This is a genomic window from Streptomyces lasiicapitis (genome assembly GCF_014646335.1).
GTDB lineage: Bacteria > Actinomycetota > Actinomycetes > Streptomycetales > Streptomycetaceae > Streptomyces > Streptomyces lasiicapitis.
This window is the reverse complement of record NZ_BMNG01000010.1, coordinates 209835-234127: the sequence shown is the minus strand read 5'-3', so window position 1 is coordinate 234127 and position 24293 is coordinate 209835. Positions and strand designations below refer to the sequence as shown.

The 24293-nt window shown below is 71.8% G+C and carries 23 protein-coding genes and 1 pseudogene; 12 read left to right on the top strand and 12 right to left on the bottom strand.

Annotated features, from left to right (window positions below):
* Nucleotides 1-259 precede the first annotated feature (259 nt).
* Together IEY91_RS22730 and IEY91_RS22725 are read right to left on the bottom strand one after the other, a co-directional pair.
* Nucleotides 260-1483 carry an MAB_1171c family putative transporter gene (locus IEY91_RS22730; protein ID WP_189175459.1) on the bottom strand — a complete coding sequence of 408 codons (1224 nt, stop codon included), beginning with the start codon at nt 1481-1483 and terminating at the stop codon, nt 260-262.
* A complete protein-coding gene (locus IEY91_RS22725; RefSeq protein ID WP_189175458.1) occupies nt 1483-2118 on the bottom strand; it encodes a hypothetical protein in 636 nt (211 codons plus the stop codon). The genes IEY91_RS22730 and IEY91_RS22725 overlap by 1 nt, the downstream gene beginning before the upstream one ends.
* A 447-nt stretch (nt 2119-2565) precedes the next feature.
* On the opposite strand from IEY91_RS22725, the gene IEY91_RS22720 reads away from it, so the two are divergent.
* Nucleotides 2566-3249, top strand: coding sequence for a helix-turn-helix domain-containing protein (locus IEY91_RS22720; RefSeq protein ID WP_164317129.1), 684 nt, complete (start codon nt 2566-2568; stop codon nt 3247-3249).
* 685 nt (nt 3250-3934) lie between these two features.
* On the top strand, nt 3935-4387 hold the full coding sequence (locus IEY91_RS22715) for an NUDIX domain-containing protein (protein ID WP_189175457.1): 453 nt from the start codon (nt 3935-3937) through the stop codon (nt 4385-4387).
* A 581-nt stretch (nt 4388-4968) separates the two neighbouring features.
* Here IEY91_RS22715 and IEY91_RS22710 read toward each other — a convergent pair.
* Complete coding sequence (locus IEY91_RS22710; protein ID WP_229697166.1) at nt 4969-5949, bottom strand: MBL fold metallo-hydrolase; 981 nt, start codon at nt 5947-5949, stop codon at nt 4969-4971.
* A gap of 12 nt (nt 5950-5961) precedes the next feature.
* Nucleotides 5962-6915: a helix-turn-helix domain-containing protein gene (locus IEY91_RS22705; RefSeq protein WP_189175455.1), complete on the bottom strand. Its 954-nt coding sequence runs from the start codon at nt 6913-6915 to the stop codon at nt 5962-5964.
* 222 nt (nt 6916-7137) lie between these two features.
* Here IEY91_RS22705 and IEY91_RS22700 point away from each other — a divergent pair, with 222 nt between their 5' ends.
* The 5 genes and pseudogenes from IEY91_RS22700 to IEY91_RS22680 all read left to right on the top strand — a co-directional run.
* Nucleotides 7138-7920, top strand: a complete 783-nt coding sequence (locus tag IEY91_RS22700; protein ID WP_164317121.1) for a helix-turn-helix domain-containing protein — start codon at nt 7138-7140, stop codon at nt 7918-7920.
* Nucleotides 7921-8007: 87 nt separating this feature from the next.
* On the top strand, nt 8008-8712 hold the full coding sequence (gene fabG / locus IEY91_RS22695; protein WP_189175454.1) for a 3-oxoacyl-ACP reductase FabG: 705 nt from the start codon (nt 8008-8010) through the stop codon (nt 8710-8712).
* A 191-nt stretch (nt 8713-8903) separates the two neighbouring features.
* Nucleotides 8904-9386, top strand: coding sequence for an NUDIX domain-containing protein (locus IEY91_RS22690; RefSeq protein ID WP_164317117.1), 483 nt, complete (start codon nt 8904-8906; stop codon nt 9384-9386).
* Nucleotides 9387-9585: 199 nt separating this feature from the next.
* Complete coding sequence (locus IEY91_RS22685) at nt 9586-10539, top strand: helix-turn-helix transcriptional regulator (protein ID WP_189175453.1); 954 nt, start codon at nt 9586-9588, stop codon at nt 10537-10539.
* 40 nt (nt 10540-10579) lie between these two features.
* Nucleotides 10580-11323 (top strand): annotated as a pseudogene (locus IEY91_RS22680) (dioxygenase family protein); the annotation flags it as partial.
* Between the two features lie 75 nt (nt 11324-11398).
* Here IEY91_RS22680 and IEY91_RS22675 read toward each other — a convergent pair.
* Together IEY91_RS22675 and IEY91_RS22670 are read right to left on the bottom strand one after the other, a co-directional pair.
* Nucleotides 11399-12187 carry an alpha/beta fold hydrolase gene (locus IEY91_RS22675; RefSeq protein ID WP_189175451.1) on the bottom strand — a complete coding sequence of 263 codons (789 nt, stop codon included), beginning with the start codon at nt 12185-12187 and terminating at the stop codon, nt 11399-11401.
* 84 nt (nt 12188-12271) lie between these two features.
* Entirely contained in the window at nt 12272-13270 is a 999-nt protein-coding gene (locus IEY91_RS22670; RefSeq protein ID WP_189175450.1) for an LLM class flavin-dependent oxidoreductase, read from the bottom strand.
* Between the two features lie 220 nt (nt 13271-13490).
* Here IEY91_RS22670 and IEY91_RS22665 point away from each other — a divergent pair, with 220 nt between their 5' ends.
* A complete protein-coding gene (locus IEY91_RS22665) occupies nt 13491-14396 on the top strand; it encodes a glycoside hydrolase family 16 protein (RefSeq protein ID WP_164317106.1) in 906 nt (301 codons plus the stop codon).
* 86 nt (nt 14397-14482) lie between these two features.
* On the opposite strand, the gene IEY91_RS22660 is transcribed toward IEY91_RS22665, so the two are convergent.
* Together IEY91_RS22660 and IEY91_RS22655 are read right to left on the bottom strand one after the other, a co-directional pair.
* On the bottom strand, nt 14483-14695 hold the full coding sequence (locus IEY91_RS22660) for a hypothetical protein (protein WP_189175590.1): 213 nt from the start codon (nt 14693-14695) through the stop codon (nt 14483-14485).
* Nucleotides 14696-14999: 304 nt separating this feature from the next.
* Nucleotides 15000-15410: a luciferase domain-containing protein gene (locus tag IEY91_RS22655; RefSeq protein WP_444545479.1), complete on the bottom strand. Its 411-nt coding sequence runs from the start codon at nt 15408-15410 to the stop codon at nt 15000-15002.
* A 434-nt stretch (nt 15411-15844) separates the two neighbouring features.
* On the opposite strand from IEY91_RS22655, the gene IEY91_RS22650 reads away from it, so the two are divergent.
* Nucleotides 15845-17344: a PepSY-associated TM helix domain-containing protein gene (locus tag IEY91_RS22650; RefSeq protein ID WP_189175449.1), complete on the top strand. Its 1500-nt coding sequence runs from the start codon at nt 15845-15847 to the stop codon at nt 17342-17344.
* A 28-nt stretch (nt 17345-17372) separates the two neighbouring features.
* On the opposite strand, the gene IEY91_RS22645 is transcribed toward IEY91_RS22650, so the two are convergent.
* The gene (locus IEY91_RS22645; RefSeq protein ID WP_164317100.1) at nt 17373-18119 is read right to left on the bottom strand and encodes a chitinase; all 747 of its coding nucleotides are present in this window, start codon (nt 18117-18119) and stop codon (nt 17373-17375) included.
* 297 nt (nt 18120-18416) lie between these two features.
* On the opposite strand from IEY91_RS22645, the gene IEY91_RS22640 reads away from it, so the two are divergent.
* Nucleotides 18417-19604 (top strand): glycoside hydrolase family 88 protein, encoded by a 1188-nt coding sequence (locus tag IEY91_RS22640; protein WP_189175448.1) that lies wholly within the window; start codon nt 18417-18419, stop codon nt 19602-19604.
* A 65-nt stretch (nt 19605-19669) separates the two neighbouring features.
* On the opposite strand, the gene IEY91_RS22635 is transcribed toward IEY91_RS22640, so the two are convergent.
* The gene (locus IEY91_RS22635; RefSeq protein ID WP_164317096.1) at nt 19670-20437 is read right to left on the bottom strand and encodes a DUF5707 domain-containing protein; all 768 of its coding nucleotides are present in this window, start codon (nt 20435-20437) and stop codon (nt 19670-19672) included.
* 289 nt (nt 20438-20726) lie between these two features.
* Between IEY91_RS22635 and IEY91_RS22630 the strand changes: the two genes are divergently transcribed.
* Complete coding sequence (locus tag IEY91_RS22630) at nt 20727-22181, top strand: hypothetical protein (RefSeq protein WP_189175447.1); 1455 nt, start codon at nt 20727-20729, stop codon at nt 22179-22181.
* 121 nt (nt 22182-22302) lie between these two features.
* Nucleotides 22303-23169, top strand: coding sequence for an RNA polymerase sigma factor SigF (locus IEY91_RS22625; protein ID WP_164317092.1), 867 nt, complete (start codon nt 22303-22305; stop codon nt 23167-23169).
* Nucleotides 23170-23362: 193 nt separating this feature from the next.
* Here IEY91_RS22625 and IEY91_RS22620 read toward each other — a convergent pair whose 3' ends face one another.
* Both IEY91_RS22620 and IEY91_RS22615 read right to left on the bottom strand, forming a co-directional pair.
* Nucleotides 23363-23722 carry an ANTAR domain-containing protein gene (locus IEY91_RS22620; protein ID WP_229697165.1) on the bottom strand — a complete coding sequence of 120 codons (360 nt, stop codon included), beginning with the start codon at nt 23720-23722 and terminating at the stop codon, nt 23363-23365.
* An 87-nt stretch (nt 23723-23809) separates the two neighbouring features.
* The gene (locus tag IEY91_RS22615) at nt 23810-24250 is read right to left on the bottom strand and encodes an ATP-binding protein (protein ID WP_164317089.1); all 441 of its coding nucleotides are present in this window, start codon (nt 24248-24250) and stop codon (nt 23810-23812) included.
* Nucleotides 24251-24293 lie beyond the last annotated feature (43 nt).

The window sequence follows — 24293 nt, the reverse complement described above, 5'->3', positions numbered from 1 at the left end:
CCTGCCGACGAGACACCTCGGCTTCAGGCCGGTCCGGCGCCGAGGCCGGAGCTGTCCCCGGTCGCGGGCCGCGGGTCGCGCCGCTCTGTACGAGGTGAGCTGTCCCGGTCGTCTTGCCGAGCGTGGGCGGCTCTGGTCCTGCTGACAAGACACCTCGCCACAGGCCAGTCCGGCGCTGTCCCTGGGCGTGGGCCGCGCCGCCCCGTACGAGGTGAGCTGTCCCGGCCGCCTTCCCGAGCGCGGCCGCCCCGGGGCTCGCCTACCTCCGCCCCACCCCCGCCCCCGCCCGCGCGCGCCGCGCCAGCACCAGCGCCTCCAGGACCACCGGGTGGTCGAGATGGCGGGCCACAAGCACCAGGTGGGCGCGTTCCGCTGTCGCGGGTACGTCCTCCCCGGGGAGCGCCGCCAGGAGCGTGGCGGAGTCGGCCGGTGGGCGGCCGTTGCCGCGGGCGTCGGCGGCGTACAGAAGAGTCGCCGCCGCCTGCGCCGCCACGAGGTCGAAGCCGACGAAGCCGCGCCGGGCAAGCTGCTCCACGGCGCGGGCGGGCGCGCTGCTCATCCAGGGGCTCAGGCTGCGGGCGCCGTCGCGGATCTCGACGAGCCTGCGGGAGAGGGCGATGCGGGTGTCCCAGCCACCCCACAGGAGGCCGGGGGCGAGGACGAGTTGAGGGTCGGCGCGCACGACGGTCTGCCACAGGGGGCGCAGCGTCTGGTGGTCGCGCCGCTCCTGGCGGCGGGCGGCGAGCGACAGGCGTACGAGGCTGTAGTTGGCGACGAGCCCGCTCGCGGCCGTCGTCAGCCACGCGGCCTCCGCGAGCCCGTCGAGCCGCAGCCCGCCCGCCGCCCCGATCATCGCCGCCGCGACGCAGCAGACATGGGCGAGGTCCAGGCCCACGGCGAGCGCGAACTCGCGCACGCACCGCCGCAGTTCCGGCGTCAGCCGCGGCCCCTGCGACGCCAGGAGCGCCCGGCACCGCAGCACCGTGGCTGTGACGACGGCGAACAGCGCCACGAAGTAGACGAGATGGAAGGCGAGGACTTGGGGCGAGTGCACGTAGTCGGGTGCGAAAAGGAGCGGCCGCGCCTCACCGGCCGGATCGGCCAGCGCGTACAGGACCGCCATGGCGAGGACGGTGCCCCCGTAGAGCGGGGCCCAGGCGAGGACCTGGCGGCGCGGGGGCTCGCCGTCGCCGTGCGCGGGATGCCACAGCACGGCCATCAGGTGGGCATGGCCGACGCACAGCAGACCCACGGTGTTGATGAGCAGGGCCGCCAGATGGGGAGCGCCGAAGACGGTGCCGACGGCGCTGTACACGGCCGGCGTGCCCAGCAGGAAGATGGTCCCCGAGTGGAACAGGGACGACGCCGTGAGCTTGAGCGTGCGCGCCGGCTCGCGGCGGGCCGCCAGCGCCTTGCCGACGGCGACGGTGAAGGCGATCGCGGCGGCGCTCAGGCCGAGCACGGTCAGCAGCGCGTGCCACATCAGAGGCCGGCGTGCCGGTTGGTGAAGGACGAGGTGAGCGATCCGGCGTGACCGCCCGCCCTGTCGAGGGACAGCATCAACAGGCCGACGGTGGCGAAGACCTCGGCCGCCCACTCCTCGTCCTCCTCGTAGCCGGTACGGAGCTGGGCGGGGCGGGTCAGCACCTCCCGCACCGCGTCGACGGGGAGGGAGGGCATCTGCTCGGCGAGATCGTGCGCGTCGAGGAGGTCGCAGGCGGTGACGGCGTACGGATCCACGTCCGGCGCGCGGCCGCTGAGCAGGTGGTACAGCTCGTGCAACAGGACGTGCAGGCCCTGTCGTTCGCTGGTGTGGGAGGTGATGACGACGGTGTCGTCCACGTCCCCCTGCACGCAGAACCCGCTGACGTGGGTGGGGAGGGACAGCTTCAGGACGGTGATGGTCCTGCCGCGCTCGCGGGCGACGGCGTCGACGAGCTCCTGGAGGCCCTGGCCGGGCCGCAGACCGAGGTCGTCGTGGATGATGCGGACGGCCCGCCGGCGCGCCCTGGCCCAGGCACGGCGCTTGCGCACGGCGGAGCGGATGCGGGTCGAGGCGTCGGCGACGCGCGCCCGGCCGGTGTGGTGCCACACGGCGGGGGCGCCGACGGTCGGCACGGTTCAGCTCTCCCGGCGCGGATCGGCTGCGGACCCGGGACGCCCGACGGGCGGCGGCAGCACGGTCCCGCGTACCTCGCGTGCCCTGTGCCCCGTCCCCGCTCTTCGTGCCGGATCCGCGACACACGGGACCTGCGCCCGTGCGCTGGCGCCTCTCATCGGCCGTTCACGCTCCCCGTCCCCTACGTGGCGGGCGTGTGCCCGCTGACCTGCGCAGGGACATTATCAGGCGGTTGACGCGAGGGACCGGCGGCGCCGCTAAGACTCAACGGTCAAGGACGGCCCTGTCATTGGACCGGAGCGAGGGCAGTGCGCCGGAATCACCCGAAAGTCGAACAGTGTACGGCCAACGCTGTGTCAACAATTGAAGACGACGCTGGCCGGGGACGGTTGAGGCGGATACCCTCAGGGCGCCCAACGAGTTCCGTGGCCCATGGAGACCTTCAGGTGAACGCAGCCGACCACCAACCGGCGCCCGGACACGAGATCGCCCGTCTGCTCGACGACGTCGACGCCTACGCCCTGCGGCTCGGCACCTCGCGCGGACGCCTCCTGGACGCCGTGCTCATCTCCCGCGCGACCGGCATCGAGCCGGAGCGGGTGCGCTCCCTGCTGGCCGGTGAACTCCCCGAGGAGGAGCCCCGGGAGAAGAACGCCCGCGAACTCTTCCGCAAGGCCCTGTTCCAGCAGCGGCTGCGCTTCCTGCAGCGGACCCGCCTCAAGGAGACCCCCGCGGGCAAGGAGGCGTACGGACTGAGGGAGATCTCGAGGGCCACCGGAATCTCCGCACAGCACGTCTCGAACCTCCTCAACGGCGAACGCGGCGCGAACCACGACCACGCCGCCCGCCTGGAGCTCTTCTACGGCGCACCGGAGGGTTTCTGCTCCCGCACCGAAGGCGCCGCGCTGATCACGTACCTTCGTCGGATGGTCAACGAGGACCTGCCGAAGCTGGCCACGCGGGCGGTGCTCCAGGAGCTGGGCGCCCGCTCGATCGCCCTGCGCAGCACGGCCGACGGCGCGCAGATCGACACGCTGCGGGACCTGCTTCCGGCCCTGGACGAGCTGGTCAAGGTGGTTCAGGGACGTAGAGCGGACGGCGGTCCCGAGGGCGGTCGAGGGCGCCTCTAGCGGGGTCGCGCTACGCGCGTTGTGGTGCACCGAAAGCGCCGAGGGGAGCACTCCGCGGGTTCATCGGGGGCGCACGCCCATGACATGCGTCGTTCTCAATCGTTGACACCGCCTGTGATAGTGCATCAGGATCTGTCTACGCCGGAGCCGGGGGCAGGCTGGCTCTGACGGGGAACGAATCCTGCCCGGATGTTCCATTCGTCCGTATGAACTGTTGCCGGGTTCCCACATGGGGGTGGGGGACGTCCGGCTGACAAGTCATCGGTCCTGCTCATACCCCGTTCGGTGATGATGCCGCGCCGCAGTATCCATGGGCTCGCCCGCCCAACTGCGGTGGCTTTTCCCGGGGATTGGTCGGCCCCTGCGGATGGAACGAGCGTTTCGTCAGGTGATGCCAGGACCGTCGTGGCCCGTGCTGGACCACGGTGGGGCGGGGAGGAGCGATGAAGAGGTGGCGACACATCTCGGCACCATGAGCTCCTTGGTGGTGCGGCCCATGGAAAGTCAGCGGTCGCGGTTCTCAACGGGGCGCGGGGGCGCCTTGCCCGGAGGACCGCGGCACTGCCGGGAGCGAGCGATGCCCGTCCTCGCTCCCACTGGGCGGGGTTGGGGACCCCGCTCGCCGAGCCGCCCGATCCTGATGAGCCGTGCTCACGTCATGACGGGGCTAATTCAGGAAGATGCCATGGATGCTACTGCTACGTCCCTAGCCGCTTCGGCAGGGGCCATCATCGCCGATGAGCACGGCGATGTACTGATGGTGAACCCGATGTACACGGCCTACTGGAACCTTCCGGGGGGCCATGTCGAGGCGGGGGAGAGCCCGAGCGCCGCCTGCGCCCGGGAGATCCGCTCGGAACTCGGCCTGGACGTCGAGATGGGGGACCTGCTCGTGGTCGCCTGGGTCGACTCCGACGGCTTGATGCCGCGCGTGTACTACATCTTCGACGCCGGGGAGGTCAGCGCCGAACAGCGGCGTGCCATCACGCTGCGCGATGACGGCCCGGGGGAGTACCGCTTCGCGTCCCCCGAGCGGATCGACGCGTCGCTGATCCCGCCGTTCGTCAAGCCCATGTGGGAGGCCGCCCTCACCGCCCGCAAGGACAAGCGGCTCGTGTGCCTCGAAGTGGAGGTGTGAACAGCTTGACCGCTCACGCCAGGTGAGCGCCTGCGCGAGAGCGGGGACGACAGACGCGCGAACGAGAAGCACGGGAGAGATCCGAGCCGACCGGTCCCTGTCCCGATGCCCCACTCTCGACCGAACGACCTGAAGGACCTTGAACGACCTTGAACGACCTCAAGGACCCTCAACGACCAGAAGGACACTGAACGACCAGGAGCCGCCGCCCTGCCCGGGGCGGCGGCTCCTGTGCGCTCGGGCCCAGGGTGGGTGTTCGCCTGGGTGCGGGCGCGCATGCGAATGCCGCCGCCGGGGGGACGGCGGCGGCATTCATGGCCGGTCCGGCGGTGCCCCCGCCTGACCGGCGCCGCACCGAGCGATGGGGGGAGAACCCTGCTCGGCGCGTGTCGGCGTTCCCCCGACCGTGTCGGCACGCCAACGCGAGAACCCCATCCTGTCCGCGTACGCCGCGCAACTCCTTTGCCCCGCAGGGCCGTTCGGTATTTCGACCGGTGGAATTCGCGGCGCCCGTATTCCGGCCGCCGGAACGGCGAGGGCTGGGTCTGCCCGCCAGGCGATGTCCGGGCGACGGTACGCCGTCAGCCGGCCTGCGGGACCGGTGCGACCCCGGCGCGGTCCCAGGCGATGCGCGAGCAGTCGTCCATCAGGGACAGGATGTCGGGCTCGGCTTCGTCGCGGTCGAGGTGGCGGAACTCGGACGCCAGGGTGATGACCATGCGCTCCGGAAGGTGCAGATCCGGGTAGCGGTCCTCCTCGATGAGGTGCCGCGCGGCCGCCACCGGCGAGAGCCCGCGCGCGTGCAGCGTGCGCGCCTGCTCGGCGAGGTCCCGCAGATACCCGATGTGGGCCCGCAGCCCGTCCGGGTCGAGCACCGGACCGTGGCCCGGCACGATGAGTTCGGGCTCCCAGCCGAGAATGCGCTCACAGGCGCCGACCACGCTCTCCAGCGGCCCCGACCAGTGGCACACGTGGTCACCGGCGAAGACGACGTCACCGGCGAACACGACCCGCTGCTCGGGAAGCCGTACGACCAGGTCGCCGACGGTGTGCGCGGGCCCCACCTCGTACAACTCCACGGGCATGTCGCCCACCCGGAGATCCATGCGGTCCCGGAACGTCTTCGTGGGCTTCTGCACGGTGATGCCGCCGAAGTCGAACCGGCCGAAGTGCCGGCGGAAGTACCAGCCGAGCGGCTGCTCCGGGTCGGTGCCCTCGACGAGGTGGACCAACTGCTCCGGGCTCGGCTCGAAGCACTGGTGCTCCAGCGTGCGGTGCGTGGCGACGATCTCGGCGCCGGTCACCCGCTGGTTGCCCCAGCTGTGGTCGCCGTTGCCGTGCGTCGTCAGGACGGCGCTGATGTCGACGCCGGGCCCGGCGGCCTCGTGGGCCGCAGCGAGGAAGTCGTCGGTCAGGTTCAGGGTGTACGGCGTGTCGATCAGGACCGCTTGGCCGCCCGCGGTGAGCAGTCCGCAGTTGGCGAGTCCCCAGCTCCCGGTCGAGCCGGGGGCCCAGACGTGGACACCGGGAGCTATGGGAAGCAGAGTCGGAGCAGTGTTCATGGTCATGCATTCTCACCCGTGCGGGGACCCCGAAGACACCACGCCCTCCGGCCCGGCGGTGCCCGAAGCGTGCTGCCCGGCCTCGCCGGACTCCGACGCGGTGGGCGCGAACACGAGGAAGAAGAAGCGCGAGCCGGGCGACTGCAGCGGCTGGGCCGTACACATCGTCACCCTCCCGAGCACGGACGGCGCGTGCTGGTCGCAGCACCGCGTGGCGCCGTCCTGCTCGACGCCGAGCGAGGCCGTCCCCGCGTGCCGCATGGGCCGCCCGTCGCCGTCGGGATGGACGTACGCGATGTCGTGCCGACGGTAGATGGGGCCCGCCACCGGATCGTCGTTGACCTCCTCGTCCAGCATCTGGAGGTCCTTGTTGTGCGGGTGCGCGGCGAACGCGGTGCGCAACTGCGCGGCCACCTTGACCGCCCAGTTCGACTCCCAGTCGACCAAGTGGCACTCCCGCGCGTCTTCCCGGAGCAGCATCCAGCGCATCAGGTTGCGCTCGGGCAACTGCGGCACCCTTCCCGGGACTTGCGGAAACATACGGACGAAATCGTCATTGCACGCCAGCACGTTCCAGGCGACGTCATTGATGTAGCAGGGCTGTCCCTTGACCCGGTGCACGGCCGTCAGCCACGCCGGACCCACATGCGTGCCCGCGAGCGGGTCCATGGGGAAAGGGGGCTCGTAGCCGAGCGCGTAGACGTACAGGGCGGTCCGCTCGGGCTCCCCCATCCGCAGCACCCTGGCCACGTTGTCGAGGAACTCCGCCGAAGGCTGCGCCATCTCCCCGCGTTCCAGGAGCGCGTACGTCCGCTCGGACACGAACAGCTCCTGCGCCACGCGGGCCTGCGAAAGCCCGCGCGACCGGCGGCCGCGCCCGGTGGGGCGGGGCGAGCCGAGTTCGGTGGGGCTTATCAGGCCGCGCTTGTACTGCAGCAATTGCTGCAGAGCCTCCTTGTTGTTCAATGTCTAACCTTTCCCCGTGCTGAAACGAACGGTCTGGCGGCGAACGGTCCGCCGGCGAACGGTCCGGAGGCCTGGATCGGAAGTCGAACTTCCGGTAAATCGCGGACCGGAAAAATCATGGCCTGGTGTTCGCGGTGATCCGGCGACGAGAATCGGGTTCCGGATCGGAACACGCCCGTGAACGGCACGGCGGTTCATCATGCCCGCGAGAGGGAGTTCGCCTTGCTGCCACCGGCGGTCGCCACACCGGCGCGAGAGCACGCCGGCAGCGCGGTGGCGCGGACGCTGGCGGTACTGCGGGCCATGCGTGAACTGGGTCCCGGCGCCCACCCTCTGGCCGTCATCGCCGAGCAGGCCGAACTGCCCGCGCCCACCACGCACCGCTACCTGCGGGCCCTCGCCAGAGAAGCGGCGGTCGAGCAGCGCGGCCCGCGCGGACACTACGCCCTGACGGAGACACCGCACCGATCCACCCACCTCGTCGATGAGGTCACGGATACAAAAGTTGGTCAGACCTCGCCTGCACTGCGTGCTGAACTGGTCACTCTACAGTCACGTACGGGTCAGGTGTCCCTGCTGTACGCCCCCCTGCTGGTGGGCGCCTCGCTGCGGTTCTGCACGGAACGCGCCGTCGGCGCCCACGCGGCGGCACTGCGGTCGGCCGCGCCCGAGGAACTGCGTCTGGTCTGGAGCGCGCCGCTCGACCACGACGCCGCGGGCCTGGCCATCCTCGCCTGCCTCGAAGGGGCACAGGCGCCCGGGACCCGGCTCGACCGCATCCGCGAACAGGGCTACGCCATCGGCCCCTCGCCGCTCCAGGGCTGGGACTCCGTGGCCGCGCCCCTGTGGCGGGGAGCCGTGGTTGCCGGGTCCGTGGCGCTCCTCGCCCCGCAGAGCCGGCTGCGCAGCGCCGTGGCGCGCTCGCGCTGCGTACACGCCCTGATGGACACCGCCGCGCTGATGAGCGGTCAGCTCACGCGCTCGGGGGTCCGGCGTGCCTGCTGACGCGCCTCCCTCCGCGCGCACCGCCTCGTAAGAGGCCCCCCGTACCACCGCCACAGACGACACCGCCACCGACCAGAGAGGTCCCCAGTGCCCCGCTCAGTACTGATCACCGGAGGCAGCCGAGGCATCGGCCTCGCCATCGCCCGCACGATGCAGGCGGCCGGTGACCGAGTCGCTGTCACCTACCGCAGCGGTGAGCCGCCCGAGGGCCTCTTCGGTGTGCGCTGCGACGTGACGGACACGGACCAGGTCGACCTCGCCTTCAAGGAGGTGGAGGAGGAGCAGGGACCGGTGGAGGTCCTGGTGGCCTGCGCGGGCGTCACGAACGACAAGCTGCTCATGCGCATGACCGAGGACGACTTCACCTCCGTCCTCGACACGAACCTCACGGGCGTCTTCCGCGTCGCCAAGCGGGCGACCCGCGGCATGCTCCGCGCGCGCTCCGGCCGCATCGTGGTGATCTCCTCGGCCGTGGGCCTGCGCGGCGAGGCGGGTCAGGCCAACTACGCCGCCTCCAAGGCGGGCCTGGTCGGCTTCGCGCGGTCGCTCGCCCGTGAGCTGGGCTCGCGCGGCATCACGGTCAACGTCGTCGCGCCCGGCCTGACCGAGACGGCGATGAGCGAGAGCCTCACCGATGAGCAGCGCGAGACCATGGTCCAGCAGATCCCGATGGGCCGCCTCGCCAAGCCCGAGGAGGTGGCCGCCGCGGTCGCCTTCGTCGCGTCGCCCGAGGCCGGCTACATCACCGGCGCCGTCATTCCCGTCGACGGCGGCGCGGGCATGGGCCACTGAGACATCGCATTCCGTCGTGGCGGCCGCCGACCCGCCACGCCGGCACTGGGCCCGTGACCGGGCCCGCACAAGACCGTTCGTCGCGGCCGACACGGGGGTGCGGCCGCGACGGACGAAGCCTTGCCGGTTCCGCCCGCCGCGGGATCGGGCGTCGGTCGGACGCCGTGAACGACTGAACTGGCGGTACGCAGGTGACGACGAGGCACGGCCGTGAGGACGGCACGGAGGCCGCCGCCGTGTCCTGGGGCGCGTCGGCGGCGGCGTTCATCACCGACGAGCACGGGGACGTGCTCCTGGTGAACCCGGCCCACACCGTGTACTGGACCCTGCCCGGCGGCCATGTCGAGGACGACGAGCTGCCGGACGCCGCGTGCGCCCGCGAGCTGCGCGAGACCCTGGGCCTCGACCTGCGGGTCGGCCCGCTGCTGGTCGCCGCCTGGCTCGACGCGGGCGGACTCATGCCGCGCGTGCACCACGTCTTCGACGCCGGGCAGGTGAGCCACCGGCAGCGGAGCGCCCTCACGCAGGCCGCGGACGGGCGGGCCGGCTGCCGCTTCGTGCCGCCCGAGCGGATCGACACGTCACTGGTCCCGCCCTTCACGCTGCCCCTCTGGGAGGCGGCCCTCACGGCGCACCGGGACAAGCGCCTGGTCTGCCTCGACCTGGGCACCTGAACCCTGGCCCAGACCCTTCTCCCGAAGCGGAATCCCGCCGTCGTCGCCCAACTTGGCCTGAGAACCCGTAGGTGCGCCTGCCCGCCCGTGCCATCGTGGAACCGTCGATTGGTCTGGACCTGACAAACCGTCGGCGTGCGGTGCCGCCACGGCGGGCGCCGGCGCGTGGGCGGACGGCGTCGGGGAGGGGAGCGTACGCATGCGCGGGTCAACGGTTCTGCCCGGTACGACCCAGGGGAACGGCAGCGACCCGGGCACCGGAGGACTGCCGGTCCACCGGCTCGAAGTGCCGATGCCCAACGCACTGCCCTTCGCGATCGGCACCTTCGACACCATCGGCCCGATGTCCCGGGCCTCCTTCCCGCACCGCCACACCTTCCACGAGATCGTGTACGTCACCGGCGGCACCGGCAGCCATGTCGTCGACCTGACCCGCTTCACGCTGCGGCCGCCCCACCTGTGCTTCATCGCACCCGGGCAGGTGCACTACTGGGACGGCGTGCGCGGCCTGGAGGGCTGCGTCGTGGTCTTCACCGACGACTTCCTCATCGAGCGGCCCGCGGACCGCGCCCTGCTGCGCCGGCTCGGCCGCCGCCCCTGGCTGGAGCTGCCCGAACGGGACGCGGCCTGGGCGGCGCACCTCGTCGCCGAGATGGACCACGAGTACCGGACGGGCGCCGAGGGCTTCGGCGGCGTCCTGCGGGCGCTGCTCCACATCCTCGTGGTCCGCGCCGCACGGCTGCCCGCTCCCGGCCGGACCCACCAGCCTCCCGCCCGTACCCCGCAGGTGGCGACCCGGTTCGTCGCCCTGGTGAACGCGCCGCACGCGCTGCCGTGGTCGGTGCGCGAGTGCGCCGGACACCTCGGCGTCTCGGTCAGCCACCTCAATGAGGCGGTGAAGACCGCCATGGGCCGCACCCCCGGCGAACTCCTGCGTCAGGCCCGCGTGCACGAGGCCAAACGCCTGCTCGCCTGCACTGACTTGACGGTACGTCAGGTCGCTGACCGGGTGGGATTCGGCGATCCCGCGTACTTCTGCCGCTTCTTCCGCCGCGAGACCGGGGCCACGCCCGGTGACTTCCGCCGCGGCGATGGCGATATTCACCACGACCACCGCATTGCGTCCATCGCCCCGCCCGAGCCCCGCGCATAGCTTCTTAGCCGATCCCGACCCCCCCCACCCAGGAGGAGCGATGGACGGCGAGACGCGCGCCAACGGCCACGGCACGAACGACCAGCCTTCCGGCCCACCGACCGGCGAGCCCCACGACCCGGCGGCACCCGCGATACCCGCGGCCCCCGCGACGCACAAGGGCCCGAGCCGCAAGACGGTGCTCCGCGCCGCCCTTGCCGCGGGCGTCGCCGTGCCGGTGGCCATGCTCGGCGCACCCGCCCTGGCCCGCACCGGCGCGGGCAGCGGCAAGGTCCTGGACGTCACCCCGTCCTGCGACGACGGCGACGATCCCACACCACCGCAGACGGAGGGCCCCTACTTCAAACCCAACTCCCCACGCCGCACCTCGCTCCTGGAACCCGGCACCCAGGGCATCCGGCTGACCGTCACCGGCTATGTCTTCGGCCTCGCCTGCCGGCCGCTGCCGCGGGTGCTGCTCGACTTCTGGCAGGCCGACGCCCGCGGCGCCTACGACAACGTCGGCTTCCGGATGCGCGGGCACCAGTTCACCGACGCCAACGGCGCGTTCACCCTCACCACGGTCTTCCCCGGCCTCTACCCCGGCCGCACCCGGCACCTGCACGTCAAGCTCCAGGCACCCGGCCGCCCGGTCCTCACCACCCAGCTCTACTTCCCCGGCGAGCCCCGCAACGACACCGACCCGATCTTCGACGCCCGGCTGCTCATGAACGTACGGGACGTGGGCAACACGAAACAGGCCGAGTTCGACTTCGTCCTCAACGTGCCGCAGGCGCCCATCCCCAACGGCGCTCGGTACTGACAGGGCGCGAAGGCGTGGTGGCCCGGCACTCCCCGGGCCACCGCGCCCCCGGCTCACTCAGGGGCCCGCCTGTTCGCACACCTCCAGGATCAGCCGCGCCACCGTCTCCGGCTCCCGCAGCATGGGGAAGTGGTCGCACCCGGCCAGCCGCACGAGCCGGCAGCCCGGGACGCGGGCGGCCATCTCCTCGTTGCAGTCGATCACTTCGCGCTGGTCCCGATCCCCGATGGCCAGGACGCACGGCGCCGCGATCTCGCCGAGCCGGTCGAAGACGGGCGGGTCCGTGACGTCCTTTCCGTACGTCGTGAACCACGCCGGGATCGCGGCCCGCAGGTGCCGCGCGGCCTCGCCGTCCGGCGCGGGGTCCGTCGCACCCCACAGGCGCAGCCCCATCGCCACCAGGCCCTCCATGTCACCCGCCTTGGCGAGCCGTTCGATCTCGGCGGTGACCTCGGGTGACTTCAGGCCGGTCGCGCCGGTGGCGCCGGGGCCGAACAGGGCCAGACCGGCGACGCGTTCCGGCGCGGCCACCGCGAGGCTGAAGGCGGTGGAGCCGCCCAGGCTGGAGGCGGCGACGACGGCCCGGTCGATCCCGAAGTGGTCGAGGACCGTGAGGGCGTCGCGCAGTTGGGAGTATCGCGTCGTCGGCTCGGGGGACCGCCCGAAGCCGCGGGCGTCGTAGCGGACGACGCGGCGCCGCCCCGAGACGCCGGGCACCACGGCGTCCCAGATCCCGGAGTCGCCGATGCCGGGATGCAGCAGCACGAGCGGTAGCCCCGTCCCGTCCCGGTCGCCCTCGTCCCACGCCCACACTTCGCCGCCGTCGACCGGCACCATCGATTCCATGGCGGCATCACTACCCGGCGCGGGACGGGGGCGAGGATCACTCGGGCACGTTGTCCGAAACGCCTTGCTGTCCGAAAACTTCCCTTACGAGGTGGAGGCGCGCCGCAGGGCTTCGGGGCCCGCAAGGTCTCGTACGAGTGCGAAGGAGCGGATGCGGTCGGCGATGCCGTGGACGGGGGTGACGAGCATGAGTTCGTCGGCGCCGGTGGACTCGGCGATCTTGGTGAGGGCGGTGTCGACGCTGTCGCGTGTGCCGCGTGCCTGATGGCTGAGGAAGGCCGCGAGCGCCGCCTTCTCCTGCTCGGTGAAGCGGTGGTGCGCCGCGGCCGCGGGCGTGGGGAAAGCCGTCTCGCCCTGGCCTTGGAGCAGGCCCGCCTTGATGACGTCCATGGGCCTGGCGAGCTCGGCGGCCCGCTCCTCGGTGTCCGCGCACACGGTCTCGACGCAGACCAGGACGCGGGGGCTCTCGGCCCAGCGGGAGGGCCGGAAGGCCTTCCGGTAGCGCTCAAGGGCCGCGAGGGTGTTGTCGGGGCGGATGTGGTGCGCGAACGCGAGGGGCAGCCCCAGTTCGGCGGCCAGTTCGGCGCCCGCGTCGCTGGACGCGAGCAGCCACGGCTCGGGGAGCTCGCCGAGGGCGACGTCGAGAAGGAAGTCGAGGGTCGCGGCGACGTCGCGGTGGTACTCGTCGTCGGTGGTGGGGTCGGCGCCGCGGCGCAGGGCGCGGGCGGTGGGCTCGTGGAAGGTGCCGGGGCCGCGGCCGATGCCGAGGTCGATGCGGCCGGGGTGCAGCGCGGCGAGGGTGGCGAACTGTTCGGCGACGGTGATCGGGGCGTGGTTCGGGGCGAGGACGCCGCCCGAGCCGAGCCTGATGCCGGGCGTGGTCGCGGCGGTGTGCGCGGTGAGCAGCACCGGCGGGAAGGCGCCGATGGCGGGGGAGTGGTGGTGCTCGGCGAACCACAGCCGGTGGTAGCCGAGACGGCTCAACTCCTGGGCGGCGCGATGGCAGTTGGCCAGCGCGTCGGCAGGGGTGGTGCCGGCTTCGACGATGGACACCTCTAGGGCGGAGAGCGGCAGATCGATCACGGGCCCAGGATAGGCGGGGCGCCGGACGACGCTCCGGGCGGCCTCACGGGGGCTCGTCGCCCGCGCCCACGCGAATCCGCCGACCCTCGCGCCCACGCGTACGCCGGTGCGCCGCACCGAGCCCGCTCACGGTATGGCGGATTCCCTCCCGTACGGCAAGGATGCCTAGCCCTCGGAGCACCTCGCCGCACCACGGACGGACGGGAGGGAGCGCACCGCGATGGGCACACACGCAGCACCGCGCACCCGCAGACCCACACTCTTCGCAGCCCTGGGCGCCTGCCTGCTGGGCGCCCTCTTCGGCATCCCGCGCGCCGACGGCGCCCCGCGCTCCGGCGACGCCTGCCGCACCACCGGGCCCGCCATGCCGCGCGGCGACTGCGGCCCGTTCTGGCAGGTCCTCGCGGAGGACTTCGAAGGCGACCGCGTGCCGCTCGGGTCGTTCCGCGACTGCGACCACCACGTCGACACGTCCGCCGCGTACTGCGGCGGGCTCAGCGGCTCCTACCGGGACAACTGGTGGGCGTACCCCACCGGTTGGCGGGACACGGCCAACGACCGCAGACGTGCCGTCGCGGGTGTCTACCACCCGGAGGACACGGTGAGCGTCGGCCCTGCGGAGAACGGCGACGGCCGTCTGCGCATCCGCATGTGGCGGCCCGACGACGGCGGTCCCGTGCATGCCGCGGCGGTCGTACCACGTGCCGTGATGCAGATGAAGTACGGCAAGTACAGCGCACGCATCAAGGTCACCCAGCTCGCCCCCGGATACAAGTCGGCCTGGCTGCACTACGGCGGCGGCTGCGAGATGGACCACCCCGAGGGCGAGTGGACGGGCACCCTCAGCGCCTTCCACCATCCCTGCGGCGGGGGCGAACAGGGCTACTACCACGGAGCCGACGACTGGACCGAGTGGCACACGGTGTCCACGGAGTGGACCCCGGGCCGGGTCCGCTTCTTCGTCGACGGCCGCCAGGTCGGGCACGACACCCGGAATGTGCCGAACCGCCCCCTGTCCTGGGTGCTCCAGAACGAGAGCGCCCTGGAGGGCCCGACGGCGGCACCGGGGAGCAGCGCGAAGCTGGAGGTCACGTGGGTGACGGCGTACGCGTACGGCTGGAAGTGACGACGCGCCGCCCAAGCGGGATCGCTTGAACGGCGCGGAGTGATGGAGGGCCGTGCAGTGATGGGGACCGGGCTATGACCTTCCGGTCAGTCCCACTTGTACCCGTCGCCGAGCAGCAGCGTGTGCTCCAGCACGTCCTCCATGGGGTCGTCGATCTGACCGGTATTGATCAGCCCTACGACCGGAGCGGTGTGGGAGCCCTTGTGGTGGGTCTCGTCGGCGTGGGCGACGCCGGTCGACAGGGCGAACGGCACGGCGCACGCCGCCGCCACCAGCACCCCACGGGAGGCCTTCCGCATCCAACTGCTCTTCACTGACTGCTCCTTGATCCTTCGCCCTGCCGGGCTGGACGTTCACCCGGGAACACGGCCGATCCGGCCGCCTCGCGGTGCTCAACAGCGGAGCTGATCAAGAAGTCACCGACGATCATACGAACGTGTCCGTCCGACAAGCGCCCCGGTTGTCGTGGCGTGACGCTGACGGCCGGTTGGCGCGAATCCGCTGCTCCGTACGTGGCCGGAAGAGGGCGCGACGAAGCCCGGGTGCGAAGCGGTCGTCCAGGGGCGAGTGGCCGAGTGGCCGAGCGGCGAGTGACGGAGTCGTTCAGTGGCCGTGCGGCATCAGCCGTCCGACCGCCTTCCAGGTGGCGAGGAGGCCGCGGCGCTCGACGGCGGGCGGTCCCGCGGGGGCGGGGATCTTCGGGGCGGGCTGGCGGAACGCGACCGGTTCCCAGTCGCACGGCGGGGCGGGGCGCAGCGCGAAGGCGCCGTCCCGCCCCGCGCGGTGTGCCGCCGCGCGGTCGTCGTCGTGGGCCTTGAGCCCGACGCTGACGAGGGTGAGCAGGAGGGCGACATCGATGTCGCAGTCGAGGAGCACCGTGATCCAGGACGCGCCGGGGCGGAGCCGGATCGCGGAGCTGTGCGCGAGCTGCGGGCGCAGCCGGTCGACGGCGGCGCGTGTCAGGCACACGTCGGCGGCGTCGTCCGAGTGGAAATGGACCAGCTCGTAGTCCATCGCTCCGGGCGCCCCCGCGAGTCCGAAGGAACGTCCGACAGCGCACCGTGGGGCGCCGCTTACCAGGTTCGGCCACGACTCCAGCTCAGTCATGGCGCGTTGTGCCGCGGTCATGGATTCATCGTCGCGCGGATTTCACCGTGCCAACTACCCCTGTTCACGCATCGCTTGGTTACGAACGCGTTTCTCGGCCACCCCATCTCAAATGAAGATCTACGAGGTCGCGCCGCGTCACATATCCGGCGTGCCGCTCTGGTAAGGAGCCCTCGCGCGAGGTGCGCGCGCCGCCGGATCGACCCGGTGCCATGAGGGTGACGTGACGCAGGTTACATAGCCCGCCGGGAACTCGCCCCGCCCCCCTCCCGACCCTTGGACCGGCCAGGTCGCGCGACGACCGTGCCCGCACCACCGTCCGGCACCCAGGAGAGCACGTCATGCCTGCCGCACCCACCGCACCCGTCCCCGTCGACGGGCAACGGACCCCAGAGCCCGGGTCCCCTCAACGGCGCTCCGCATGGGGCTCGCTCCGGCCGCTGGTGCTGCGCCTGCACTTCTACGCCGGCGTGCTCATCGCGCCGTTCCTGCTGGTCGCCGCGGTGACAGGGCTGCTGTACGCGGGTTCGTACCAGGCGGAGAAGCTGGTGTACGCCGACGAGCTCGAGGTGTCCGTCGGCGACCGGGAGCTGCCCGTCTCGGAGCAGGTCGCCGCAGCCCGAAAGGCCCACCCGGACGGCACCGTGAGCGCGGTCCGGCCCTCGGCCGAGGACGGGGCGACCACGCGGGTCCTGCTGTCGGGGGTGGAGGGCGTGCACCCCGACCGGACCCTCGCCGTCTTCGTGAACCCCTACACCGCCGAGGTGCGCGGCTCCCTGGAGCAGTACGGCTCCAGCGGCGCGCTGCCACTGCGGACCTGGGTATCCGGGCTCCACCGCGACCTGCATCTGGGCGAGACGGGCCGCCTCTACAGCGAGCTTGCCGCGAGCTGGCTGTGGGTGATCGCCGGTGGTGGCGTCGTGCTGTGGTTCGCCCGGCAGCGGGCGCGGCGCAAGGTGCGGGGCGCGACCGGCCGCCGCCGCACGCTGTCCCTGCACGGCACGGTGGGCGTGTGGACGGCCGCCGGGCTGTTCTTCCTGTCGGCCACCGGGCTCACGTGGTCCGCCTACGCGGGCGAGAGCATCGCCGATCTGCGCGAGGCGCTCGGCCAGACGACGCCGACGGTCTCCACGAGCCTGGCGGCCGCGGGGGAGTCCGGGGCGCCGGACTCCGGGGAGCACGCCGAACATGGCGGGGGCGGAGCCGGCGGCGCGGACCGTGCGGGCGGGGCGGACCGTGCGGGCGGGGCGGCGGACGTCGGCCTGGACGCCGTGCTCGCGTCGGCCCGCGACCGGGGGCTCTCCGGTCCTGTGGAAGTGGTTCCGCCGGCCGACGCCTCGGCCGCGCCGTCGGCGTATGTCGTCAAGGAGATCCAGCGCAGCGGGTTCGACGGTCCGGACACCGCCGCCGTCGATCCGACGAACGGCAAGGTCGTCGACGTACTGAAGTTCGACGACTTCCCGGTTCTCGCGAAGCTGACGCGGTGGGGGATCGACGCGCACAGCGGCACCCTGTTCGGTCTTGCCAACCAGGTGGTGCTCGCGGGGATCGCGGTCGGGCTGATCCTGTTGATCGTATGGGGCTACCGCATGTGGTGGCAGCGCGGGCGCGGCACCTCGTTCGGGCGTCCGCTGCCGCGTGGCGCCTGGCAGCACGTGCCCGCGTACGTCCTGGTGCCGCTGATGGCGGCGGTCGCGGTGCTCGGGTACTTCGTTCCGCTGCTCGGCATTCCGCTGGTGGCGTTCCTCGCGGTGGACATCGTGCTCGGCGAGATCGCGTATCGGCGCGGCAAGCGCAGTTACGGGGCCTTGGACAGCGGTACGGCCGACCGCGCGCGGTGATCCGCGAGCGGTCGGCCGGCCGGGGCGGTCAGCAGCTCAGATTGCCACCGGGGTCCACCCCGAGGACCTGGCTGAACTGCTTGTACTTGTCGATGCGGCTCTGGACCTGGCCCGGGTTGCCGCCGTTGCACTCCAGGCTGCCGTTGATGGAGCGGATGGTCTCACCGAAGCCGGCGCCGTTGACCATGGCGTTGTGGGGCGTCATGGTGCCCGGGCCGTTCTGGGTGTTCCAGTACCAGAGGCCGGTCTTCCAGGCGACGGCCGCGTCGTTCTGCACCAGGTCGGGGTTGTGGAGCAGGTCGATGCCGAGCGCGTCGCCCGCGGCCTTGTAGTTGAAGTTCCAGCTCAGCTGGATCGGGCCGCGGCCGTAGTACTTGTCGTTGCCCGCCGGGCAGCCGTAGGGCTGCGTCTTGTCGCAGTAGTGCGGGTAGTTGGCCGTGTTCTGTTCCACGATGTGGACGAGGCCGCCGGTCTCGTGGCTCACGTTGGCGAGGAAGGCCGCGGCCTCCTGCTTGCGCACGGTGTCGCTGCCCGTCTGCGTGAATCCGGGGTACGCGCTGAGGGACGCGGTGAGGCCGCTGTACGTGTAGAACGGATTCCGGTTCGGGAACATCTGGTTGAACTGGGACTCGCTGACGATGAACGCCGCGGCCGTCTTGTCCGCCTTCGCCGGCACGGACTTGTCGGTCTTCTCGGCCGACGCCGGTGAGGCGAACGTCAGCAGCGCGGCGGCGGCCGCGGTGGCGGTGAGTACTCCGAGTATGCGTGATCGCATGGCTCACTCCATGGGGGGACGCCGGTGGACCGGCGGCGTGAAGGTGCGGTGGTGGGGGGTCGGCCCGCGTGCCGGAGCGCAGGCCGTCGCAGGCCGGACGGTGGGTGTGGGCGTACAAGTGCCCGCCGGCCAACGGGATTCCGCTTCGTTGGACTAGACCATACCGACGACCGTGTCCGCGTCAAGGTGTCGAACGGTGTTGTGTGAAGCGGTTGTTGGGGTGCGTGACGCCCCGTGGACAGCTCCGGGTGTGGCGCCGCAGGATGGGCCGCGACCACAGATGAGGGAGAGGTTCACATGCATAGACGACATGTGCTCGTGGGCGGCACCGCCCTTGCCGCGGCGCTCGCGTCACCGTGGCGGCCCGGGACCGCCCGCGCGGCGGACCGCTCCGCGCCCCCGACGCCCGACCCGGGCCGTGCCCCGAGCGCCGCTCCCGCCCCCGAACTGCCGCCCAGGGACGAGATCGTGCGCGTCCTGCGCCGCGTCGCCGACCACTGGATCGGCGCCCACACCGACCCCGGGGACAACGGCTGGGCCAACGCCACCTTCTTCAGCGGCCTGCTCGCCCTGCACCGGCTGACCGGCGCCGCCTCGTACCTCGCGTACGCCCGTCGCTGGGCCGAGAATCACGCGTACGGACTCAAGGGCGGTGTCACCACCCGGCACGCCGACAACCAGTGCGCGGGCCAGGCCTACCTCGACCTCCACGAACTCGAGCCCGAGGCGCAGAAGATCGCCGCGATCGAGACCTGTCTGCGCCGCATGACCACCACGGACCAGCCGGCCAAGAACGACGACTGGTGGTGGGACGACGCCCTGCACATGGCCATGCCGCCGTTCGCCCGCGTCGGCGCGCTGCGGCAGGACCCGCGCTACTGGGACAAGATGTTCGCCCTGTACCGCCACACCAAGCGGGCGGAGGGCGGGCCGGGTCTGCACGACGCGGCCGGTACGGGCCTCTGGTACCGGGACAAGCGGTTCCTGCCCGGCGGAATCCTCTCGCCCTCCGGCAGGCCCGTGCTCTGGTCGCGCGGCAACGGCTGGGTGGCGGGCGGCCATGTGAAGGTGCTCAAGGCGCTGCCCGCGGGCCAGCGGCACGCCGCCGAGTACCGCGCCACCCTCACCCAACTGGTCAAGGCCGTCGCGACCGTGCAACGGCCGGACGGCTTCTGGAACGTCAGCCTCGCCGACCCGGCGCATCTGCCCGGGCCCGAGACCAGCGGCACGGCGTTCTTCGTGTACGGCACGGCGTACGCGATCGCCGCCCGGCTCGTCGACCAGGCTGCTTGTCTGCCGGTGGCCGCCCGAGCTTGGAACGGGCTCGTCGCCACCGCCGTGCACCCCGACGGCTTCCTCGGGTACGTGCAGAAGGTCGGCGACCGGCCGGAGTCCAGCCAGCCCGTCACGTACGAAAGCACCGCCGATTTCGGCGTGGGCGCGTTCCTGCTCGCGGGGACGGAGCTGGCGCGGCTCGCCCGCTGACGCGCGATCGGCAGGCACGAACGCTTCCGTTCGCGCCTGCCGAAAGGACGGCTACTGCCTGATGGCTAGCGCACGTCGACGTAGTCGCCGGTGGCCTTGACCGCGGACGTCGTCGAGTTCTCGGCGAACGTGTAGCGGAAGTAGCCGTCGGTGGCGGCCTTGACCGTGGTCTTCAGGTTGCCCTTGTTGTCGGCCTTCACGGTCTTCACGGCCGTGTAGGTCGTGGTGCCCTTCTTCTTGAACTCCAGCTTCGCGGACTGGTTGCCGTAGCCCGCGTACTTCCGGGTCTCCCAGTTGGCGCGGGTCAGCGCGCCCGTGATGGTGAGCGTCTTGCCCTTCTTGATCGGCTCCGGCGAGGCGTTCACGGTGAGCTTGGACTCGCGCTGCACCTTGAAGGCGGCGGCCTTCTCGACGTTGATGGTGTCGATGTCGTTCGCCGTCACCAGGGCGTCGACGTACCACGCGCCGGCCGGGCTGTTGTCGTAGAAGTCGGTGTCCGGGTCGATGGTGAAGTTCGCCGTGCACGCCGAAGTCGTCTCGGCGGTCGGCGACTTGACGCACTTCACGTTGCCGTTCGGCTGGGCGATGGCCGAGTTGGGGCCGTACAGCGTGATGTCGGCGCTCTCGATGCCCGAGTCGTCCGAGGCCGTCACGGTGACGGTGAACTTCTTCGCGGCGGTGGTGCCGAGCACGATCGACTTGCCGCCGTTGACGGTGACCTTGTCGATGGTGACATCGTCGGGCGCGGCGGCGAAGGCGCCGGGCGCGGCGAAGCCCGTCGCGGCCACGGCCAGGGCCGAGCCGAGCACGGCGACGCGGATGCGGTGTCGCATGGATCCCCCCACGGGATGATGCCGGGTCAGAAGTGCTGCCCGGCGTGAGATGTGAACGCGATGACTTTACGGTCTTCACTACATCTCCATCATTGTGTTGATCACCACGTGAGTCGCGTACAACCTTTCCTGTCGCTGATGTGCGTCCCCGGGGTGCGGGCGGCGGGCCTCCCCGAGCCGCCCGCGCGCGCCGTCTTCGGGGGAACGGCCGGCCGTGCGCCCCTGGCCCCCGCGGCCCGGACCGAGGATGCTGCGGGCACAGAGCCCGCAACCGGTTCGGGGGAACGCGATGAGCAGTTCCGAGAACGGCACGGGAACCACCCCGCCCCGCTGGGAGATCGAGTTCGACGCGGACGGCGGCGAGACGGACGGCGAGCAGGTCGAGCGGCTCGCGGACGCCGCACGGGCGGAGGACGTCCGCCACCTCGTGGTCCTGGCGCACGCCACCCACAACGACGCGGACACGTCCGCCGACGTGGACGCCCGCCTCCACGCCCAGTTCACGGATGTGACCGCCGACGACGGAGTCGGCTTCGTGAGCGTGCGCTGGCCCTGCATGACGTTCACGCCGGAGCCACACCTCACCGACGCCACCGAGGCCGCCCTCAACAGGGTCTTCCCCGGCAGGGAGGACCTCGTCGCGGACCTGCGCTCCCTCCTGGACGAGCGGCCCCGCCAGTTCAGTGCCGTCGACGACGTGGGCATGGCCCTGCGACGCCTCGTCGAGGCGCCCCTCCATTCACAAGTGAACGCCTACGCCACGGACATGGGCGACGAACTGCTGCCCCAGTCCGACCCCGCGATGCTGTTCGACAGCGCCTCGCACGTCTGCGAGGGCTTCGCCCGCGCCTTGGAGCAGGCCCGAGAGGAGACCGCGCGCGCCGAGCAGCGACCCGAGCGGATCGAGCCGCCGCGCACGGGCAGCGAGGCGCCCACGGTGTCGAAGTCCGGCACGCTGACGGAGTCCGAGACGGCGGGCCCCCGCCCCGCCGACGCCCCCACCGACTGGCTCGCCCGTCCGGACCCGCTCACACCCAGCGCCCGCCCCTTCGGCTCCGCCGAGTCGCAGCGCGTGCTCGACCGGATGTGGGACGGCGCCCACCAACTGCTGTGCCAGGCCACTTCGTACGCGATGAGGCGACGCGCCGGACTGATCGGCGACGTCGGCCTCGCCCCTGCCCTCGGGCGGCTCGCGGAAGCGCTGCCGGACACCCGGATCCACCTCGTCGGCCATGGGGCGGGCGCCCGCCTGGTCGCGTTCGCCGCCCGGGGAGCCAAGAGCGGGGCGGCGGGCCCGGTGGCGTCCGTGACGCTGCTTCAGGCCGCCCTCTCGCACTTCGCGTTCGCCCCGCACCTGCCGCAGCAGATGCGGGGCGGCGGCGCCCTCGCCGGGGTGGCGGAGTGCGTCGCGGGGCCCGTCGTGTGCGGCTACTCGCACCACGACCTGGAGCTCGGCCTGCTGTTCCCGCTGGCCGCCCGCATGATCGGCGAGTCACCCTCCCTGGTGGGCGCCGACCGGCTCTGGGGCGCCCTCGGCTACGACGGCGCGCAGGGCATCGACGGCTGCCCGACGCTCACCCTCGCCGACGCGCTCACCGAGGACGCGCTGCCCCGATCGGGATACGTCAGCGTCGACACCTCGGAGACCGTCCGCAGCGGAGCACCGCCGCAGGGCGCGCACCACGACGTGTTCCACCGCGACCTCGCCCGGCTCGTCCTGGCCGCCGGACGGATCAGGACGTAGCGGCGGGAGCAATTCCGGATCTCCAGGTGTGAGTCCGGCGTTGACGGGCACACGCGTCTTGAGTCCCCGGAGGGTGACACGGGGTGCCGCCGAGAGAAGGGTGGAGGGTGTGGCTGCCGCGATGGGAGCAGTGTCCAGGATCCGGTCGACGAAGGCGCAGGCCTGCGTGGAGGGAGAACTGCCGCTGATCGAAGAGCCATCGACCGTCGAGCCACACAACGCACGCGTCCTCTCCAAGCAGTTCTTCGACCGCCTCGCCGTACTTGAGGAAGGCACGCACGACCACCAGTACGTGCGCAACACCCTCATCGAGATGAACCTCTCGCTCGTGCGCTACGCCGCCTCCCGCTACCGGGGCCGCGGCGCCGACGAGATGGAGGACATCGTCCAGGTCGGCACGATCGGCCTGATCAAGGCGATCGACCGCTTCGACCTGTCCCGCGAGGTGGAGTTCGCCACCTTCGCCGTCCCGTACATCGTCGGCGAGATAAAGCGCTTCTTCCGCGACACGAGCTGGGCCGTGCACGTACCGCGCCGCCTTCAGGAGGCGCGCATCGAACTGGTCAAGGCGACCGAGGAGCTGGCCACCCGCCTCGACCGCGAGCCGACGACCGCCGAGCTGGCCGAGCTGATGTCGCTGACCGAGGAAGAGGTCATCGAGGCCCGCAAGGCGTCCAACGGCTACACCTCCTCGTCCCTCAACGCCGCGCTGCTCATGGGCGGCAGCGACGACGGCGAGGCGGCTCTCGCCGACTTCATCGGCGAGGAGGACGCCGCGTTCGAACTCGTCGAGGACTTCAACAGCCTGGCGCCGCTGATCGGTGAACTCTCCGAACGCGACCGGGAGATCATCCACATGCGGTTCGTGGACGAGCTGACCCAGGCCGAGATCGGCGAGAAGCTCGGCGTCTCCCAGATGCAGGTGTCCCGCCTCCTCAAGCGCATCCTCGGCGGCCTGCGCAGGGGCCTGGTGCCCGCAGGGGCCTGATCCGGCCGTTCCGGGAAACCCGGTCCGTGGAGAGCACGACCGGACTGCTCCCGGGAGAGTTCGGCAGTGAGCTCTTCTGGCTCTGTCCCCGCAGCCGGACGCGGGGACAGAGGCATGAAGACACGATGCTGGAGCCCCGCGGACAGCTCACGAGTCCCGCGGGGGTCCTGCTACGAGTCCCGCGGCGGTCCTGCTACGAGTCCTGCGGCGGGTCGCACTGCTCCTGCCGGGCGAGGCTCTCCTGCAGCGCGCGCCTGACCTCCTCGGACAGCTCCCCGTCACAGGTCCACTCGACCACCTGCTCGGCGACGAGGCGGAGCTTGAGGTTCGTGTGCTGGGAGACCTCCGCCAGCACGTCCCACGCCTGCTCGGGCCGGATGTTGGAGATCGCGGCGAGCGCGCCGATGGCCTGGTCGACGGTGGCGTGGGAACGTACCGCCTGCTTGAGCTGGCCCACTTCCTCGCGGAGGGCGCAGATCTCCTCCTCCTGGGCCGCCACGGCGGAGGAGTCCGGCGGTGTCGGCGGCTCTCGCTCGGGATCGCGTGCTTCCACGTCCGGTGGTTCCACGTCAGCCTCACCCGCCCTGTGTCGCCCCGCAGCGGGGCAGAACCCCGACCATCGTACGGCCGTTGGGCACGCTCAACCACGAGGAAAGCGAGCCTCGTGCTCTTGCTGCCACCAGCGGTGGCGCGGAACGGTCGCCCGTACGCTCTTGCCGCCCGGGCGCCATTCCACGTCCACGCCCTCGGTGAGGCAGCGCACCAGGTGCAGGCCGAAGCCGCCGGGCCGCTCCGGATCGAGCGGCCGCGTCCGCGGCGCGTGGCTCCCGGCGTCGCGCACCGACACGGTGAGTCCTCGTGCGTGGTGACTGAGCCGGAAGCCGGTCACCCCGCACCCGTGCCGCAGCGCGTTGGTGACCAGCTCCGAGACGACGAGGAGGACCGCGTCCCGCTGCTTCTCGTCGTCGTATCCGACGGATGCCATGAAGTCCCGCGCCATCGCGCGGGCCTGCGCCGCCGACGTCGGCCCCTCGTGTCGCCATTCCCCGCACACCCGCTGCTCCTCTGGGGAGTGCACCACGGCAACCTCCCGTAGCTCCGCGGCTCTTGGACACCGATCGCAT

What these genes read in the sequence shown, in the direction of transcription:
- IEY91_RS22730 (WP_189175459.1), bottom strand. Translation starts at nt 1,483, where the DNA reads ATGTGGCACGCGCTGCTGACCGTGCTCGGCCTGAGCGCCGCCGCGATC.
- IEY91_RS22715 (WP_189175457.1), top strand. Translation starts at nt 3,935, where the DNA reads ATGGATGCTACTGCTACGTCCCTAGCCGCTTCGGCAGGGGCCATCATC.
- IEY91_RS22710 (WP_229697166.1), bottom strand. Translation starts at nt 5,949, where the DNA reads ATGAACACTGCTCCGACTCTGCTTCCCATAGCTCCCGGTGTCCACGTC.
- IEY91_RS22685 (WP_189175453.1), top strand. Translation starts at nt 9,586, where the DNA reads ATGCGCGGGTCAACGGTTCTGCCCGGTACGACCCAGGGGAACGGCAGC.
- IEY91_RS22675 (WP_189175451.1), bottom strand. Translation starts at nt 12,187, where the DNA reads ATGGAATCGATGGTGCCGGTCGACGGCGGCGAAGTGTGGGCGTGGGAC.
- IEY91_RS22665 (WP_164317106.1), top strand. Translation starts at nt 13,491, where the DNA reads ATGGGCACACACGCAGCACCGCGCACCCGCAGACCCACACTCTTCGCA.
- IEY91_RS22660 (WP_189175590.1), bottom strand. Translation starts at nt 14,695, where the DNA reads ATGCGGAAGGCCTCCCGTGGGGTGCTGGTGGCGGCGGCGTGCGCCGTG.
- IEY91_RS22655 (WP_444545479.1), bottom strand. Translation starts at nt 15,410, where the DNA reads ATGGACTACGAGCTGGTCCATTTCCACTCGGACGACGCCGCCGACGTG.
- IEY91_RS22650 (WP_189175449.1), top strand. Translation starts at nt 15,845, where the DNA reads ATGCCTGCCGCACCCACCGCACCCGTCCCCGTCGACGGGCAACGGACC.
- IEY91_RS22645 (WP_164317100.1), bottom strand. Translation starts at nt 18,119, where the DNA reads ATGCGATCACGCATACTCGGAGTACTCACCGCCACCGCGGCCGCCGCC.
- IEY91_RS22640 (WP_189175448.1), top strand. Translation starts at nt 18,417, where the DNA reads ATGCATAGACGACATGTGCTCGTGGGCGGCACCGCCCTTGCCGCGGCG.
- IEY91_RS22635 (WP_164317096.1), bottom strand. Translation starts at nt 20,437, where the DNA reads ATGCGACACCGCATCCGCGTCGCCGTGCTCGGCTCGGCCCTGGCCGTG.
- IEY91_RS22630 (WP_189175447.1), top strand. Translation starts at nt 20,727, where the DNA reads ATGAGCAGTTCCGAGAACGGCACGGGAACCACCCCGCCCCGCTGGGAG.
- IEY91_RS22625 (WP_164317092.1), top strand. Translation starts at nt 22,303, where the DNA reads ATGGGAGCAGTGTCCAGGATCCGGTCGACGAAGGCGCAGGCCTGCGTG.